Below are 17,151 nucleotides of genomic sequence, written 5' to 3'. Positions count from 1 at the left end.
CTCCCACAGGGCACCTTCGAGACGTACGTCCGGGCCGTCGACGATCACGTGGCGGCCGAACTTCGGTAGGAGACCGTTCTGGTCAAGCGGGGCGTCCAGAGGGTGTCCAGCGCCCGTCCAGTAGGTCTGAATAGCTTTTCCACAACAGATCAGGGCACACCGGAAATGAAAAGAGAGGGACATGCCCCATCGAATGTGGAGAACCTGCGCCCGGACCGCAGTGGCAATCATCACCGGTGCCGTGGCCTTCGCGGCCGGAACTCTGGCTGTCACCAGCCCGGCAAGCGCCGCCCGGTCCGCGACTTCGTCGGCGATCGACGTCACCCACGGGAAGTTCAACGTCATTCTTCCCAACTCCGGGGTCGCGAAGCTGGCGGACGACGGCAACATCACGGCCTACCACGGTTTCAGCACCTTCCAGTACCTCACCATCCAGTCGCAAGGCTTCGATCTCGAAGGTCGCATTCAGGGCACCCTTCGCAGCTACAACTACAAGAGCCTGTGGCAGGTCTACAACCTTCCGTCGTCGTCCGGCTGGAAGGTGTGGGCCCTCAGTTTCAAAAAGGACACCAGTCAGAGCGTCCTGAAGGAGACCTTCCGCGAGGAGCAACTGATCAATGTCAACATCGACATCAGGTTCCGGGTCTCGGCCGCCGCGCTGCACGGAGTGTCCACCCTGCGCATCGGGTTCGAGACGCTGCGGCTGGAACTCGACGGCATGACCAAGGACTTCACGGTCGTCAACGGGGCCTCCGGCAGCGCCTGGGACCAGAACAACAACGAAGTCCCGGTCGACTTCGAGGAGATCTGACAAGCGACCCCGGCGGATTGCGCCGACCCCTGGCGATGAAGCGCTGACGACGGCGGCGACGGGTTCCGGGCAGAACCGGCACCGGTCGCCGCCGATCCTCATGGAGCGGAACGTGGCGAAGACCAGCGTGCCGCCTTCCTGATGAAACCGACGATGGCCGAGGAGGCCGACATGTCATACACCACGAAGACTCCGGTTTCGAACGCCGCTCCGCGGCCCGGTGCCCCAGCAGCATCATCGGGGACGCCGCGGCGCGTTGCGGCGCGATTCGTCTCCACAGCGATTGCGGCGATGATCGCCGCCGTAACGCTTCTGATCACAGGCTCCGGTGCGGCGTACGCGGAAGGTGCACATTTCGTGCCGGAGGCCACCGACGTCAATTGGGACGGCTCCGTCGCCACCGTGACATTCCGCGAGGTGGACGTGGCACTGGAAACGGAGGAAACCACGATCTCCGTCCGGGTGACCGCCGACGTCTACGCCGTCTGCGATCAGGGCCCGTCCACGGTTCAGATTCACCGGATGGGGACCTCCCTGCAGGCGAACGACTATCCGATCGGCGAGGACGGCGTCGTCGAGGGCACCGCCCGTGTGCCGCTGCGGGTGGCGGGGCTGCAGTTGCCCGGCTACACGTGTCAGGTGACGTGGGTGTCGGTCGTGGCGTACCTGGAGGACTTCTGGACCGGCGCGACCCTTGTCCGCAGGGCTGGCGAGGTATCGATCTGACAGCGGTAGCGGCCTGCGCGGCAGGGCGGAACCGTCATCTGGTGGTGGTCTTCCCGGTGGAGGTCGCCGACGCGAGCCGGCCTTCGACCTCCACCGGCGATGCCAGGGCGGCCCGTGCCCGCGACTGCTCGTACCGGTTGCCGATCTCCTCGGCGAGGCGCAGCGCGGACGTGTGATGGGCGCGCGCCTCGGCCGGGCGGCCCATGGCCGCGGCGACCTGTCCGAGGCTGTTCGCCACCCGCGCCTCGCCGGCTCGGTCCCCGACCTGCCGAAACAGCGCGAGTGCCGCACTGAGCCGGTCCACGGCTCGTTCATGCTCACCGCGCAGCAGGTCGACGCCGCCCAGACCGTCCAGGGCGTACGCCTCGCCGGCCGGTTCGGTCGCGCCGCGGAACAGGGCGAGAGCGTGCTCATGGTGCTCGCCCGCCGCGTCGTACCGGCCGAGGGCGGACTCGACGTGGCCGAGATACACCAGCGCGTAGGCCGCGCCCACGGCGTCACCGATGTCCCGGCAGATGGTGATCGACGCGCGGAGGTCCTCCGCCGCGTCCGCGTAGCGGTCCTGACGCAACCGCACCTGGCCGAGGTTGCCCAGGCCGCGCGCCTCGGTGCCCCTGTCACCTGTCTGGCGGGCCAGGTCGATCACCTCGGTGAGCATCCGCGCGGCCTCGGAATACCGGCCCTGCCACTGGTAGACGTGCCCGAGATTGCCGAGCGCGCGCACCCGGACAAAGGCATCCCCCACGTCGTACGCGAGTTCCAGCGCCCGCTGCAGCTCGGCGCTGGCCTCGGCGTACCGGCCCTGCTGGACGGCGACGACGCCGAGGTTGATCCGCAACTGAGCCGCGCTGCGGCGATCCGCCAGGCTCTCGGCGGCCCGCAGCGCGTGCTCGTGGAGGGTGACGGCATCCGCATAGTGACCGCCGTTCTCCAGATAGCGCAGAAGCACCAGGGCGAGCTGCACCGGGTACCAGGCCTGCCCGTGCTCCGCCGCGTGCACCGCGGTGGCCACCAGGTTGGCGCGCTCGGCGTCCAGCCACGCGAGCGCCGTGCCGTCACGCAGCGAAGGCACCGCTATCGCAGGGTGCGGCACCCGTGGCCGCCGGCCCCGCTCGACCGGATAGAGCACGTCCATCGCCGCCGCCGCGGTGTGCAGATAGAACTCCAGGACGCGACGCGGCAGGTCGGCCTCGCCGTCTCGGGCGGCCAGTTCCTTCGCGTACGCCCGGAGCAGGTCGTGCAGGCCGTACCGCTCGCCGCTGCGCTGCACCAGGTGCCGGCCGGCCAGCAGCGCCAGGCTGTCCCGCGCCCCCACCTGGTCGCCGCCGATCAGGGCGGACGCTGCGAAGTCGTCCACGTCGACGCCGGGATGCAACCCCAGCAGCCGGAACATGCGAGCCGCATCCGGTGGCAGGTCCCGGTACGACCAGGAGAACACGATGCCCATGTCCGAGTGCGGGTCCCCGGTGGACAACAGGTCCAGCCGGCTCCGGTGATCGGCGAGCTCGCCCACCACGTCGGCCAGCGTCGCCGGCGTCTTGCCGTGCACCAACTCCGCCGCGATCCGCAGGGCGAGCGGCAGCCTGGCGCATTGTGCCACCAGCGCCTCGGCCGCCGTGGCCTGCGCGGTCACCCAATCGCCCGCCAGCCGCCGCAGCAGCACCAGGGCGTCCTCCCGGCGCAGGACGTCAAGATCCAGCCGACGCGCTCCGTGCCGCACCACCAGGCCGGGCAGGCTGTCGCGGCTGGTCACCACGACGACGCTGCCGACCGACCCGGGCAACAGCGGCCGGACCTGGTCAACCGAGGCGGCGTTGTCCAGCAGGATCAGCACACGGCGCCCGTCGAGCAGGCTGCGGTACCGGGCGGCGCGCTCCTCGACGTCGCCCGGCACCTGCTCGCCCGGCAGTCCGAGCGAACGCAGGAACCTGGCCAGGGCGGCGCCGGGCGACACCGGCTGCTCGGGATCGTAGCCGCGCAGATCGATGTAGAGCAGGCCGTCCGGAAACCGGGCGCGGGTGCGGTGCGCCCACCGGGTGGCGAGGGCGGTCTTGCCGACGCCCGCCGTGCCGGACACCACGGCGATCACGACGGTGTCCGGTTCCGGCGCGGTGGTCAGCTCGTCCAGCTCGTCCAGCTCGTACGCCCGGCCGGTGAACCCCGGAACGTCGGCCGGCAGCTCGGCGGGCACCGTCCGGCCGGACGCCGCGGGTGGCCCGGTTGCCGCCGGTGCCCGCGAATCCTCGTCCAGGACCTCCAGGTGGGCCGCGGTCAGCTCCGGCCCCGGATCGACGCCGAGCTCGTCGGCCAGGTGGCGGCGCACCGCGTGATAGGTGTGGAACGCCTGCGCCCTGCGGCCGGCGGCGGCGTAGGCGCGTACGAGCCGCGCCTGCCCCACCTCGTCCAGCGGATCGGCCGCCGCGACCTCCTCGAACGCGCTGATCGCCCGGTCCACCGCCCCGGCCGCCAGCATGGCGGCGCCGTACCGGCCCAGCGCCGCCCGGTGCTCGGCCAGGATCGACAGCACCCGCGGATGCTCGGCCAGCAGGGGCAGATCGGCGAACGGCCGGCCCTGCCACAGCGTGAGCGCCTCGGTCAGGGCCGCCAGTTCATCACCGTCGGGGGCGTGGTGGACGAGGCGGCGGAAACGCATGATGTCGATCTGTTCCTCGGGGACGCCGAGGCGGTAGCCGCCGCCCAGATGAGGCAGCACCTCGCTGCGCGCGTGCGGGGCGCGCCCGGGTTCCAGCAGCCGGCGCAGCCGCTTCACATGCGTCTGGATGACGTTGACGGCGCTGGCCGGCGGCTGATCGCCCCAGAAGGCGTCGATCAGGCCGGCCATGCTGACCGGCTGACCGCCCGCCAGCACCAGCAGGCCCAGCACCGCGCGTTGGGCGGGCGGTCCGAGCGGGAGCGGCTCGTCGTGAAGCCAGGCACGCATCGGCCCGAGTACCTGGATCCGTAGCGTCATCCCCGCGTCCAGTCCGCGTCCAGTCGGCCAGTCCACCATGGAGCGACGCCAGTTTACCGATCTGACCAGGAAAAAAGCGATGGAGGAGCCGTACATGTCACGAATCGGACGTGTGTTGATGGGAGTGGCACTGACGCTGGCGGGCATCGCCGGGCCCGCCGGAGCCGCCCGAGCCGACGCCACCGGCGCGGCGTGCGAGGTGACCTACCGGGCGTTCCGGTACACCGGCGGGTTCACCGCCGGGATCACGATAAGCAACACCGGCACCGTGGCCATTTACGGCTGGACGTTCCGGTTCCCGCTGGACACCAGCGCGACGGTGGTCGACATGTGGAACGCCGACCTGGAGTCGGACACCGGCACGATCGTCGCGCACGACCTGGGGTGGAACGCCGACGTCCTGCCCGGCAAAGCGATCGACATCGGCTTCCGCGCCGACGGCACGAGCGGCACACCGTCCAGCTTCACCGTCAACGACCTCCCGTGCCAGGTGGCAGCCTGACCGGGGCGGCTACGGTCTCCGCCCCGACAGGATCGCGCGGGGGACTTGCCATGGGGGAAGATCTCGCTATCGGCAGTCTTCGCCCTCGTTCAGGCAGGTGGCGATGCGGTGCATGGTCTGGGCGGAGTTCACGTTGATGAAGTCGTTGTGGTCGGAGGCGGGGTTGTGGTCCTCCTCGGGGAAGGAGTCGAGGGCGTATTGACCCCCGGCCTGCACCTCCTGGGGGATGTCGTAGGAGAGGGTGATGCGCAGTTGCGGGATCGTGGCGAAGCCCTGCGGACAGGCGCCGGTGGTCGTGTCGGCGAAGGCGACGTGGTCGCGGTGGTTGGCGCTGTCGATGTTCGTGCCGTCCCAGCAGCCGGGGAAATCCTGCACCCGCTGGACCTGGCTGCCGGTGGGACAGATCGGGTATTTGTCCAAGAGCCGGTCGGCGAATCCCGAGCAGGTCCAGGTGGCTCGGGCGTTGGCGGGGCCGCGGCTGGTGGGTTTGGCCTCGCCCGTCAGCTCGCGAAGGAACTTGGGCATGGGTATGACCTTGCCGACCGGATTGCCGAGGTATTCGATGAGGACCGACGCCGGCCGGAGGATGTCGCCGGTGTTGTTGGGCAGTTCCAGGTTCGGGCCTTGCGGTTCGGGCAGCGGGCCCGCGCTGCCGGTCGGCGCCGCGGACGGTTGGCCGTTGTCCCGCTCGGTCGAGAGGTCGATCCGCACCACGGGCCAGAAGTACGCGGACTTGTCGCCGTTCTCGCAGGTGGTGTCGGAGGCGTCCAGGTCGGCGTCGGAGGAGTCCGCGGTGATGACCAGGTTGCCGACGAAGTCGTGCACGTGCTGGGCACCGTTGCGCACACCGGGCTGCGCGACCGGGTTGTCCGCGCTGAACTTGCCGTCGCCGTTCGTTCCGCAGTCCACGGTGAACCGCCCGGTCGAGGCGTCCGGCCCGGTGCCCGGCGGCACCACGTTCGGCTGGACCTGCTCGATCGGGACGAAGTCCGACGGGCTGGTGGCCGCGTCCGCGGCGCCCCTGCCGCCGCTGGAGACGAACGTGGCCGTCAGCCCACCCGTTGCCGCCAGCGCCGCCGCGACCAGGACCAACCGAGTGGTCCCGGGCTTCGCGCTTCGTGTCGGTCGCCGTCGATGATTCTGTCGCATGCCGTCCACTCCTCGGTCACGGTGGCCGGCCCTTGCCGGGCCGGCCGTCGCGTGGGGATACGGCCGCATCAGGGACGTCGATCGATGTCCGGCCGACACGTCACCGATCGGTAAGATTTCGGGAACGACTCGTGGGGTCGGACTGGCGAATCGCGGTCGGCTGACCGGAGAAAGGGGGACCCGGTCGGTCCCCCTTGCTCATGCGGTCAGCTTGCCGGTCCGATCAGCTTCCACGGCTCGTGGTCCGAGTCGGGCCCGGTGCCGGGGATGTTGTTCTGCGTCCACCACTTGGCCTTCCACACCTTGCCGTTGTATTTCACGGTGGTGTTCTCGACGGTTTGCGTGGACGGGTCGTACACCTTGGTCGAGCTCCAGTTCGGGGCGTTGCACCCGCCCGCCGCCGGGGTGCCCGCCGATAGACCGCGCCAGTTGTCGGTGACCGGCGCGAACGAGGTGCCGCCGACCGAGACGGTGGTGTTCACCGGGCCGGTGATCGGCAGGTAATAGATGATCGGCAGGTCGAGCTTCTGCCCGGCCGGGATGATCTGGCAGTAGTCGAGGGTGGTGGTGACCCGGTGGAACGTCGACCCCGACGTGACCTTCCACTGCCCGCCCTGCGCGCCGGTCTGCCAGTTGCCGTCCTTGACCAGCGGTGAGGTCGCCGCCGGGATGTCGAACGAGATCGTCGTATCCTTGCCGCCGCCCAGGGTCCGGCCGGTGTTGTTGGTGAGCCGGACGGTCGGGGTGAGCGGCCACAGGTTCGCCGTCTGGTTCGGGTAGTCGACGAAGTCGACCGTGAGGTTAGCGGTCTGGGACGGCACCCGGGCCGTGCTGCCGGTGTTGCGGCTGGCGCCGTAGGCGCCCGCGTTGCCCATCGCCTGGTTCAGCTTGGTCGTCAGGGTGTAACCCATCCCGCACGGGTGGTCGGCGTCCACGGTGGCCGGGCATTGGTAGTCGCCGCCCAGCTCCCACATCATGACGCCACCCGCGCCGGTGCTGCGAACCAGGGCGGCGACGGCGTCGATGCTCTGTTCCTCCTCGGTGGACAGGAACACCTTCTTCGACGAGTTCCACAGCCATGAGGTCTTCGTGGTGTCGTCCCAATGGCGGGTGTACGTGCCGGAGATCCGGTCATTGGCGTCGGTGTCCGGGTCCAGGCCGACGTTCGGCGCGTACCGGGGCATGACGTTGCGCTTGAGGTTCTCGGCGTGCCACAACGGGTTCGTGCCCGAGCCGAGCTCGCCGCCGTTGCTCGTCTCGTCGTGCCAGATGTTGTCGATGCCGATGGCGCCGTCGCCGCACGGCCGTTTGATGCCGGTGCCCGGCTCGCAGTCCGTCTTCGTCGAGGTACCCCACATTCCGTTCGTGCCGCCGGTGACGTTCTTCCAGCCACGCGTGTAATAGGGCACGCCGATGTTCACGCGGCCGGCTTGCATCTGGCCGCGCATGTATTTCATCGCCCAGTCGGTGTTGAAGTAGCCGATCCCGCCGTACTCCGGGGTGCTGTAGAGGTCGGCGAGCTCCGGGTCCTTGTGGTCGTCGTAGAGTGTCGCGTTCGGGCCGACCACGTCGTTCCAGGTGCCGTGGTAGTCGTAGGCCATCAGGTTGGTGAAGTCCTGGTAGCGCAGGGCCTGCTGGTTCGCCATGCCGCGCACCAGGTACCCGGACGCGGAGGAGGCCGACGTCAGCAGGTAGTAGTGACCGTCCGCCGCGGAGGCGCGGTCGAGGTTCTCACGCAGCGTCTTCATCAGCGCGGTGTACGCCTGCGGCAGGCCCTTGCGACGCGGGTTCGACACGGCCCAGTCACTCGGGTTGCCCGAGTCGTCGAGCACCGTGGGGTACTCGAAGTCGATGTCGACGCCGTTGAAACCGTACGTACGCAGGAAATCCACCACGCTGCCGGCGAACGTGTTGATGCCGCCCTGGTTCACGCTGCCGTCCGCGTTCGTGGTCATCGCGTAGAAGCCGGTGGACCCGGCCCACCCGCCGACGGAGATGAGTGTCTTGACCCGCGGGTGCAGCCTCTTGTATTTGGTCAGCAGGTTGAAATGCCCCTTGTAGGGCAGCGAGCCGTCCATTTCGGCGCCGACCTCGCCCGGCCATTGCATCTGGGTGGCCGCCGCGTCGACCGCGATCCGGTTGTTCTGCACCGCCGCGAAGGCGTAGTTGATGTGCGTCACCTTCGACCACGGGATGTTCTTCACCAGGTAGTGCGGAGTGCCGTCGGCGCCGGTACGCCCACCGTTGAAGTACGCCACGACACGACGCGGCCGACCGTTGCCCAGCCACTCCCGGCCGTCGCCCTGGTAGACGTCGCAGTACGGCGTGGCGACGTTGGCGGTCGGGACCATCCCCTCGGGCCGGCAGTCGCTCGCCGCGGCGGCCATGCTGGACGGACGGGGTCCGCCGTCGTCACCGCCGGGATGGTCCTCCATCGGGTTGCCGACGCCGCCGTTGTCCCACGGGTCGTCGCCGAACGGGTTCCGCGCGATGATCGAGTTGACCAGGCCGCCGCCGGGGAAGTCCATCATGATGATGCCGGTGCGGTCCATCGTCTCGCGACCGCTGAAGTTGTCCGGCCGTTCTGGGTAGAACTCCGGGCACCGGCCGTTGGTGCCGTGCAGGCACTGAATGAGGAACTCGTTGACGCCGTTCACTCCCGGCAGGCCGCCCGCCACATTGGCCGGGAAGATGCCGGTGCCGCTGGTGTAGTTCATGTACACCGCGTCGGGCTTGTACGGTCGGCCCTGCTCACCACGGTTCGCGTCGTAGACACCGTTGGTCCTGCGCAGCATCGTGCGGACCTTCTCCCACTTCTTGGCGATGTCCTGGATCACCGGGACGCTGTATTCGTCCTGCACGTATTCGTTGTTCTGCCCCTCCTGGCTCCCGGCCTCGGTGAGCTGATCGAGTCCGTAGCCCCCGAAGTAGCCACCTTTGTCGCCGCGCAGCGTGGCGAGGACGACCTTCCCCCGGATGTCGCCGAGCTTCGGCGTCGGCGCGTCTTTGGTACCGGTGACCGAAGGTCCCCAGAACAGGTCGCCGTAGTCGGTGGCCGGGTGGCTCTCGTCGCCGTCACCGGTGTACCGCTTGCCCTCCAGATATCCGCGCAGCACCTTCAGGCGCCACGCGTCGCTTTCGTAACCGTCGGCGTCGTGGCAGGTGCTGGGGCCACTGTTCTCGCACTCGTACTTGAGGTTGAGCAGGACGGCTTCGCGGGGGTGCGCGGAGAGGAAATCGCGCAGCTCAAGCAGCACGTCGTCGAAGTTCGCCTGCTGGTAGTAGACGGCGTGGTGGATCGTGAAGCTGAGCCCGTTGCTGTCCTTGCTCACTCGGACGCGGATGTCGATGGATCGGATTCCGCCGTCGAGCTGCTTGCGCAGGGTGGGCCGGCCGAAGCCGAAGTCCTGCTGGGTCTTCGAGATGTCGGTGGAGACCGGGTCGCAGAAGTTTGACACCTCGTAGTAGCCGCACAGCGCGAGCGTCTCATGCGTTCCGGGAACGGACAGGGCGGCGATGCTCTTGTCGCCGGGGACCCGGCTCATCCAGTCCTTGTTCGCCGCGTCGGCCTCGTGGATGGAGTTGTAGTACTCGTTGGCGAGGGCGGGGCTCTCGGTGATGGCCACCACGGCTGCCGTGCTCGTGACGGTCAGGGCGGCGGCGACGAGAAGCCGCCCCGCACGGCTGAATCTTCTTTTTGACACGCTTCCTCCTGAATCGCAGGGAGTGACGCGCGCCAACGCTAGGGGGGAACCGAACATCGACCAAGATCATGCTATATATCGGACAAAAGCCGAGAGACGAACGTCACGCGCTCACGGATGTCGATACGGTGGGGTGGTGTCCGACGACGCCGAACCGATCGTGCTGGCCGAGGGCCGGCTCGGCCCGGTACTCGCCCTCGTCGATCAGGACACCGGCGCGGCCTACGCGCTGAAGGTGCTGCCCGACCGGATCGGCACCGCGGACCGGCGACGGCTCGCGGCCGAGATCCGTCACCTGTCGGTGTTGCGCGGCCGGCCGGAGGTGGTGGTGCCGGACCGGGTGGACCGTCTGCCGGACGGCCGCTGGGCGGTGCGGGTCGAGCTGTGCACCCAGTCGTTGCCGGAGCTGCTCACCGAGTCCGGGCCGCTGTCCGCGGCCGAGGCCGCCGAGATCGGCGTCGCCCTGGCCGACGCGCTGGCGGCGGCCCACGCGGCGGGCCTCGTGCACGGCGCGGTCCACCCGGGAAACGTGCTGTTCCGGCCCGGCGGCGAGCCGGTACTGACCGACTTCGGCACGGTGCTGCGGCCCGGACCGACCGTCCGCCGCGAGGACGACCTGCGGGGGCTGGGCACGGTGCTGGAGCTGATCGGTTCGCGCACCGGACCGCTCGCCGAGCTGGCCGCCGACCTGCACGGCGAGCAACCGCCGACGGCGGCCGAGGCGGCCCGGCGGCTACGCGCGATGCGCTCCGCGCGGCCCCCGGCGGTGCCGGTGTCCGGGCCGATCGTGGAGTTCGCGCCGCAGGATCGAAACAGCCGCCGTCGGCGCCGCGCCGGATGGGGCGTCGCGCTCCTGCTCCTGGCCGGAGTGGCGGTCGCGGCGACATGGGCGGCCCGGCGTCCGGACCCGGCGGAGCCTGCCCGCCCTCCGGCCCCACGTCCGGCGGCGGCTTCCTCGCCGGAGACCGCGTGGCTGCGCCTGGCCGAACCGGTCGACCGCGGCGACGTCGTCGAGCTGGCCTGGCAGGGTAGCCCGGACTTGCTGGTCATCGTGGTGGTCACCGGCGAGCGGGCGGAGCCGCGCCGGGTGGTCGCCGGCCGGGTGAACCACTTCCAGCTTCCCGTCGAGCCGGACGGCGGTTATTGCTTCGCCCTGCTGGCGACCGACGGAGGCGAGCCGATACGGGCCGGCCCGCGGCCGATCCGGGGTGCGGCCTGCCCGCGTTGACCGCGGCCACCGGGCGGCGACGGCCGCACACGCGAGAGTCGCCGGGCGGTCCGCGGCGACGGCTCACCGGGTCCCACGCAGGCCGCGCAGGCCGAGCGTCGCACGGAACCGGCGGCGCCAGGGGACGCCGCGGCGGACCGCCCGGACCACTCCCCAGGCCAGCCGCACCTCGCCCGCGTCGGGAACAGCGCCGGACCACAGCGCCCGGTCGACCACGCCGCCCAGCCGGCGGATATCCGCGGCGATCGCATCGCCGACCACCGGCCGGGCGGACTCGGCCAGGTCGCGTGGCGTCATGGCCGACGACACCGCGACGCCGTACGCCGACAGCCGGTCCCGGGCTTCGACCCAGGCACCGGAGACCGCCGCCGGCGGCGGCCGTCGGCGGCGGCGCCAGGCCCGGATCGTCCAGGCCGCCGGCACCGCCACCGGCCACATCACCGCCGCGGTGGGCACCGCCAGCAGCACCGCCCACCACGGCACCACCGGCCGGGTGGGAGCCGTCGAGTTCGCTGCCGGCACCGGCTGCGGAGCCGCGGTCTCCGGCGCCACGTCGCGGGCCTGCGCGGTGGCCTCGGCCAGGCCGCCCTCGGCGGGACTCATGGCGGTCGCCGCGGTGGGATCGAGCGGGACCCAGCCGACCCCGGCGACCGCCACCTCGGGCCAGGCCAGCGCGTCGCGGTTGCGCACCGTGTACCACCCGTCCGGGTCCGGCCGGGGCGGCGTCCGGTAACCCACGGCGAGCCGGGCCGGTATCCCGGCGAGCCGGGCCAGGACCACGTAGGCGGCCGCGAACTGTTCGCTGGTGCCGCGCCGGGTCTCCCGGAGGAAGGCGGTCAACTGCGGCCAGCCGTGCCCGGTCGGCAGGGCGTCGCCGGGCCCGGCGAGCCGGTAGTTGGTGCGCAGGTAGCTCTCCAGGTTCAACGCCGCCGCAAACGACGGGCGTCGACCGCCGACCCCGGCGCCGGCCAGTTCGGGATAGCCGGACGGAGCCGGGCCACCGGCGGGCAGTCCGCCCGGCGCGCCCGGATCCACCGTGGCCCGGGCCAGGTCGGCGCCGTCGACGGACGGCTCCCACCAGTCCAGCCGGTAGTCCAGGGGGCCGGAGGCCGCCGGTCCGGTCCGCAGCAGCGTGCCGTGCACCGGGTCGACCCGAGGCTCCGCCCCGTGCACCGTGGCCGGCCAGGTCTGGCTGGGCAACCACCGGTCTCCGTCGCCGGCCCAGCGGATCGCCGCGGTCCGACGCCGGGTCGCTACGGTCACCTGCGGGCCGGGCGGAAGCAGCCGGCCGAGCCGGCGGAACCGGCCGCCCGGTGCCCAGTTCACCCCGTCGAACTCGTCCAGCACCAGCAGCGGCCACCGGTCCGGGATCACCGCCCCCGTCACCCGCAGGACCTCGACGTTCGGGTCGAGCAGGCGGCCGGCGAGCTGGTCGAGCGGGCTGGTCAGCGGCGAACCGGCCGGCGGCCGTGGTTCGGTGCGCAGCGCCACCCGCGGCGCAGCGGTGGGCAGCACCAGGCCGGTGATGACCGCCGCGGCCAGGGCGACCACCCCGAACGGCCACCGTGGACCGGCCCGGTCGGTGGCCAGCACGACGCCGGCCAGCAGGGCCAGCCCGAGACCCGCGGCCACCGCGACGACGCCGGTCGATGCCACGTGCAACTGGCTGAAGACGGCCAGGCCGAGCGCGGGCACCACGGCGGACAGCGGGCTGCGCAGCCGCAGCAGGAGTTCGCTGCCCAGCACCCCGCAGACGAGCACGAGCAGGGGCACGAACAGCACCGAGCCGGCGTCTGGCCGGGCCGGCCAGGTGGACTCCATCGTTCGCCACCACGATCGGGTCACCCCGTCGGCCAGGGCGACGGCGGTACGACCGGTGGGCAGCCCGGCGACCGTGGTGGGCCACAACAGCGTCTCGGCCACCGCCAGCAGCCCGGCGGCCGTGGCCAGCAGCGGTCGCCAGTCGGTCAGGGCGGCCACCCGCCGGGCGCACAGCGTCGTCACCAGCACCGCCGCCGCCGGCACCAGCACCGGGACGAGCAGCGTGGACAGCCCGAACACCGGGGCGAACAACAGACCGCCGAGTGCGCCGGAGAGAACCACCGCACCGACCCGCAGGGCGGTCATCCGCGGCTGCCGTTCCAGGTGCGCAGCACCGCTTCTGCGGTTCGCCCGGCGCCGACGGCCAGCACGACGACGTCGGCGGCGGCCGGATAGCGCTGCCGGGCCACCACCCGATCCGGTCCGGTGGCGGTGACGATCGCCAGCCGGCCGACCGTCTCGGCCCCCACCCCGAGCGCGCCGGCGGCCGGCGCGTCCGGGCGGACCTCGGCGAGGACGTCCAGGATCCGCCGCCGGCCGTCGATCGCCTCGTCGGCGGCCACGACCGTGCTCGTCGCGGTTCGCAGCCGGGCGCGATGGCCGGCGGTCAGGGCGGCGTCGAGCAATGCGGCGGCCACCTCGACCGCCTCCTCGAAGACGGGGGCGTCCATCACCCCGGCCCGGGTGTCCAGCAGGACGGTGAGCATCGACTGGCGCGGCTCGGCGAGGTCTCGGACCATCAGGCGGCCGGTGTGCGCGGTGGCTTTCCAGTGCAGGTGCCGGGTCTCGTCGCCGGGTAGGTACTCGCGCACGTCCCGCAGGTCATCGGAACCCTGCCGGAACAGTCCGGCGGCCGGGCCCTCCGGCTCCGCGGGACCGATCCCGCCACCCGAGCGGGCGAGCCTGCGGCGAGGATGCACGATCAGTTCCGCCGGGCCGCCGACCACGGTCCGGTGCCGGGCCAGCCCCAACGCGTCCCCGCGATGCAGGATGAGCGGGCCGAGCCGGAACCGTCCCCGCGCGTCGGTGGGCAACCGATGTTCCAGAACGGTGACCGATGCGGCCGCCGGGCGACCCGGGCGCAGCACATAGGGCACCCCGTCGACGTGGTCGAGCACGGCGAACCCGGCCCGGCGCGCCCCGGCCGGTACCCGCAGGCGCAGCACCGCCGTGGCGGTGCCGCCACGGGCCACCCGGCCCGGCCGGACCGACCGCGTCAATTCGGCCGTCGCCGGGCCGGCCACCAGGACCAGCGCGCACAGCACCAAGGCGGCGCCCGCCGCGCCCAGCACCATCAGCAGTCCGAGCCGGGTCCACCAGCCGGCGGCCAGCAGCAGGACCGCCGTGCCGAGCACCGCGTACCCCCGACCGGTCGGACGCACGGTCAGCGGCCCGCACCGCTCGTCGGGGAGACGGTGGCGGACACCACGTCCCTGACGACCTCCATCGCACCGCCCATGGCGAGTTCGGCCTCCGGACTGAGCACCAGCCGATGCGCCAGCACCGCGCCGGCGACGTCCTTCACGTCGTCCGGGGTGACGAAGCCGCGGCCGGCGAGCACGGCCAGCGCCTGAGCCGCGCGGACCAGGGCGATGCTGCCGCGCACGCTGGCTCCGAACCGGACGTCGGGGTGCTCACGGGTGGCCGCCGCCAGCCGGACCGCGTAGTCCGCGACCGCCTCGTCCACCCGCAGGTCGCGCACCTGCGCGATCGCCTGGGTGAGGGTCGGCACGTCCACCACCGGGCGCAGGTCCTCCGGGGACGCGCCGGCCTTGTCCGCCAGCACCACCCGCAACTCGTCCTCGGCATCCGGATACCCGACCGACAGCCGCATCAGGAATCGGTCCAACTGGGCCTCCGGCAGCCGATACGTGCCCGCCAGCTCGATCGGGTTCTGGGTGGCCACCACCAGGAACGGCCGGGGCACCCGGTGCGTCTCGCCGTCCGCCGTCACCCGGCCCTCGGCCATCACCTCCAGCAGCGCGGACTGCGTCTTCGGGGTGCCCCGATTGATTTCGTCGGCGACCACCACGTTGGCGAACACCGCGCCGCGGTGGAAGGTGAAGCTTTCCTTGGCCGGCTGGTAGACCGAGACGCCGGTGATGTCGCCGGGCAGCAGGTCGGGCGTGAACTGGATCCGGCTCAGCGAGCCGCCGACGCTGCGGGCCAGGCACCGGGCCAGCGACGTCTTGCCGAGGCCGGGCACGTCCTCGATCAGCACGTGGCCCTCCGCCAGCAGGGCGGCCACCGCGAACCGGATCAGATCGGGCTTGCCCCGGATGATCTGGCCGACGTTCTCGACGATCCGCGCGGCGACCCGGTGGGCGGCGATCCGCGCCGGCCCGGCCGGGTTCACCGGGCCGGCCAGACGTAACGGTTGGACGTCACACCGTCCACCTCGACCCACACCGTCTCGCCGACGCCGCTGTACGGGAACCGGTGCCGGGCGATGAGCGTGCCCTGGTCGTCCGTGCCGAGACCGGCACCCGGGTTGAAGTGACCCCACTGCGACGAGTACGGCTCCAGGCCGTACTGGGTGTTCGGTTCGAATCCGTGCAGCTCGACCTGGATGTAGGCGCAGTTCGGCGGCAGGCAGTCGGGCTCGTGGGTGGTGTCTTCGCCTCGGTAGACGGTGACCGACCGGGAGGGCATCGTCACCGCCGTGTCGGCGGGTGCTCCGGCGCCCACGGCGTTGCCTGCGGCCACCGTCACCCGGTAGGTGGCGGCCAGGGACAGGCCGGTGAGGGTGATCGCGCGGGAGCCTCCGGGCAGCACCCGGGACGACGGCTGTCCACCCTCGGCCGTCCAGGTGACCACGTAGCCGGTGATCGGCTTGCCGTTGTCCGCGCCCGGGGTCCAGTCGACGGTCAACTCGCCACCTCCGACCGGCGCGGCGACCAGCCGGGTCGGCGGATCCGGCGGCCCGGGAGCGGCCGGTGGCCCGGCGCCGTCCGCCGGCCCGGCGCCGTCCAAAGATTCAGTGCCGTCCAAAGGTCCAGTGCCGTCCAAAGGTCCAGTGCCACTCTCTACCGGCCCGGTGGCTGGCGGTCGCGGTGTGGCGCCGCTGGGCAGGCGGCTCGATGCGACGTCGGGCCGGCCTGCCGCGGACGGACGGGCCGCACCGGACGATTCGCCCGGCGCCGACGGCTCGTCATTACCCGTCACCGCCACGGCCCGGCCCTGGTCGTCGAGCACGAGGACGCGTCGGCCGTCGTCGCACACCAGGTACACCCGCCCGTCCTGGCCCTGCCGGATCTCCGGGGATCCCGCCCCCTTCGGCACCGTGACGGACTCCCTCTCCTCGCCGTCCCGATCGAACACGACAATCCGCCGGCTGCTCGCATCCAGCAGCGCCACCGACGACCGACCGGACACCGGTGCCGCCCAGTCGCCGGGCGGCAGGGGCACCGGCTGCGCCGAGCCGTCCGGGCCGAGCAGCAGCAACCGGTTCTTCCCCGGGTCGACGACCGCGACCCGGCCGGGTAGCGAACCGGCGCCGATCAGCGCGTCTGCGGGCAGGTCGGCGGCCAGGTCGACGGGCTCGCCGAGGCCGTCGCCGGTCACCGGGGTCATCCGGTCGTCGATGGTGTCCACGAACACCACGCCGTCGTCCAGCGTGGCCAGGCCGCCGCGGTCGCCCACCGGAACCCGGGCCGGGCAGGACACCCGGTCGTCTCGCGGGGTCAGCTCGCAGAGCAGGCCGCGGTCCGCGCGGTGCAGCCAGAGCGTGCCGTCCGGCCCGACCGCCGCGCCGGCGACCGGCCCGCCGGCCTCCATCACGGTGGGCTCGTCGGAGAACCGGACCACGCGGCCTTGCCCCGGATAGACCCCGTACGGCCCGCTCGGCACGTCGAACGCCAGGGGCTGCTCCGCCGCCGGTGCGGGAATGCTCGTCTCGACCGTCAGGTCGGCCTTGTCAACGGTGTCGATGCGGCGCCGGCCGACCACGTAGACGCCCAGATCGCCCTGCACCACCTCGGCGCCCGGCTCGACCCGGTCGAGGCGGGCCTCGGCGTCGACCGCGTGGGTCGTGCCGTTGACACGGTAGATCCGGCTGGTCTGCGGGTCGGCGAACCACCGGCCGACGTCGGCGAAGGTCAGCCCGGGTGGCGTAGCGCCGGCGCCGGACACCGCCGCGGTGCCGGCCACCAGGAACACGGCCACGAGCAGCACCAACGGCAGCCGCAGGCGGCGTACGCGCGGGCGCGCGCCGGGGCACCTCATCACCCGCCGAGCATA

At 71.9% G+C, this 17,151-nt stretch carries 11 protein-coding genes; 4 read left to right on the top strand and 7 right to left on the bottom strand.

Annotated elements, in window-relative coordinates; all coding sequences use genetic code 11:
- The first annotated feature begins 220 nt into the window (after positions 1-220).
- A complete protein-coding gene (locus tag IEY73_RS02045) occupies positions 221-811 on the top strand; it encodes a hypothetical protein (protein WP_189077278.1) in 591 nt (196 codons plus the stop codon).
- 357 nt (positions 812-1,168) lie between these two features.
- Positions 1,169-1,537: a hypothetical protein gene (locus IEY73_RS02040; RefSeq protein ID WP_189077277.1), complete on the top strand. Its 369-nt coding sequence runs from the start codon at positions 1,169-1,171 to the stop codon at positions 1,535-1,537.
- A 34-nt stretch (positions 1,538-1,571) separates the two neighbouring features.
- Here the strand turns inward: IEY73_RS02040 and IEY73_RS02035 are convergent, their stop codons facing one another.
- A complete protein-coding gene (locus tag IEY73_RS02035; protein ID WP_189077276.1) occupies positions 1,572-4,478 on the bottom strand; it encodes an AfsR/SARP family transcriptional regulator in 2,907 nt (968 codons plus the stop codon).
- 124 nt (positions 4,479-4,602) lie between these two features.
- Between IEY73_RS02035 and IEY73_RS02030 the strand changes: the two genes are divergently transcribed.
- Complete coding sequence (locus IEY73_RS02030) at positions 4,603-5,010, top strand: cellulose binding domain-containing protein (RefSeq protein WP_189077275.1); 408 nt, start codon at positions 4,603-4,605, stop codon at positions 5,008-5,010.
- Positions 5,011-5,076: 66 nt separating this feature from the next.
- Here the strand turns inward: IEY73_RS02030 and IEY73_RS02025 are convergent, their stop codons facing one another.
- Both IEY73_RS02025 and IEY73_RS02020 read right to left on the bottom strand, forming a co-directional pair.
- The gene (locus IEY73_RS02025; RefSeq protein ID WP_229715367.1) at positions 5,077-6,102 is read right to left on the bottom strand and encodes a DUF1996 domain-containing protein; all 1,026 of its coding nucleotides are present in this window, start codon (positions 6,100-6,102) and stop codon (positions 5,077-5,079) included.
- Between the two features lie 263 nt (positions 6,103-6,365).
- Entirely contained in the window at positions 6,366-9,863 is a 3,498-nt protein-coding gene (locus IEY73_RS02020; RefSeq protein WP_229715365.1) for a phosphatidylinositol-specific phospholipase C domain-containing protein, read from the bottom strand.
- A gap of 136 nt (positions 9,864-9,999) precedes the next feature.
- On the opposite strand from IEY73_RS02020, the gene IEY73_RS34190 reads away from it, so the two are divergent.
- Positions 10,000-11,091 (top strand): protein kinase domain-containing protein, encoded by a 1,092-nt coding sequence (locus IEY73_RS34190; RefSeq protein WP_306661461.1) that lies wholly within the window; start codon positions 10,000-10,002, stop codon positions 11,089-11,091.
- Positions 11,092-11,154: 63 nt separating this feature from the next.
- Here the strand turns inward: IEY73_RS34190 and IEY73_RS02010 are convergent, their stop codons facing one another.
- Genes IEY73_RS02010 through IEY73_RS01995 form a run of 4 tightly spaced genes read right to left on the bottom strand, consistent with a single transcriptional unit; the run spans position 11,155 to position 17,136 of the window.
- The gene (locus IEY73_RS02010) at positions 11,155-13,218 is read right to left on the bottom strand and encodes a transglutaminase TgpA family protein (RefSeq protein ID WP_189077273.1); all 2,064 of its coding nucleotides are present in this window, start codon (positions 13,216-13,218) and stop codon (positions 11,155-11,157) included.
- On the bottom strand, positions 13,215-14,294 hold the full coding sequence (locus IEY73_RS02005) for a DUF58 domain-containing protein (protein ID WP_189077272.1): 1,080 nt from the start codon (positions 14,292-14,294) through the stop codon (positions 13,215-13,217). The genes IEY73_RS02010 and IEY73_RS02005 overlap by 4 nt, the downstream gene beginning before the upstream one ends.
- A 2-nt stretch (positions 14,295-14,296) precedes the next feature.
- Positions 14,297-15,268: an AAA family ATPase gene (locus IEY73_RS02000; protein WP_229715363.1), complete on the bottom strand. Its 972-nt coding sequence runs from the start codon at positions 15,266-15,268 to the stop codon at positions 14,297-14,299.
- Entirely contained in the window at positions 15,265-17,136 is a 1,872-nt protein-coding gene (locus IEY73_RS01995) for a fibronectin type III domain-containing protein (RefSeq protein WP_229715517.1), read from the bottom strand. Before IEY73_RS01995 ends, IEY73_RS02000 begins: the two co-directional genes overlap by 4 nt.
- Between the last annotated feature and the right edge of the window lie 15 nt (positions 17,137-17,151).

Origin of the sequence: Mangrovihabitans endophyticus (genome assembly GCF_014646155.1) — a bacterium.
Classification (GTDB): Bacteria; Actinomycetota; Actinomycetes; order Mycobacteriales; family Micromonosporaceae; genus Actinoplanes; species Actinoplanes endophyticus.
Note: the sequence above shows the minus strand (reverse complement) of the source record. Positions and strands in the feature narration are given on the sequence as shown.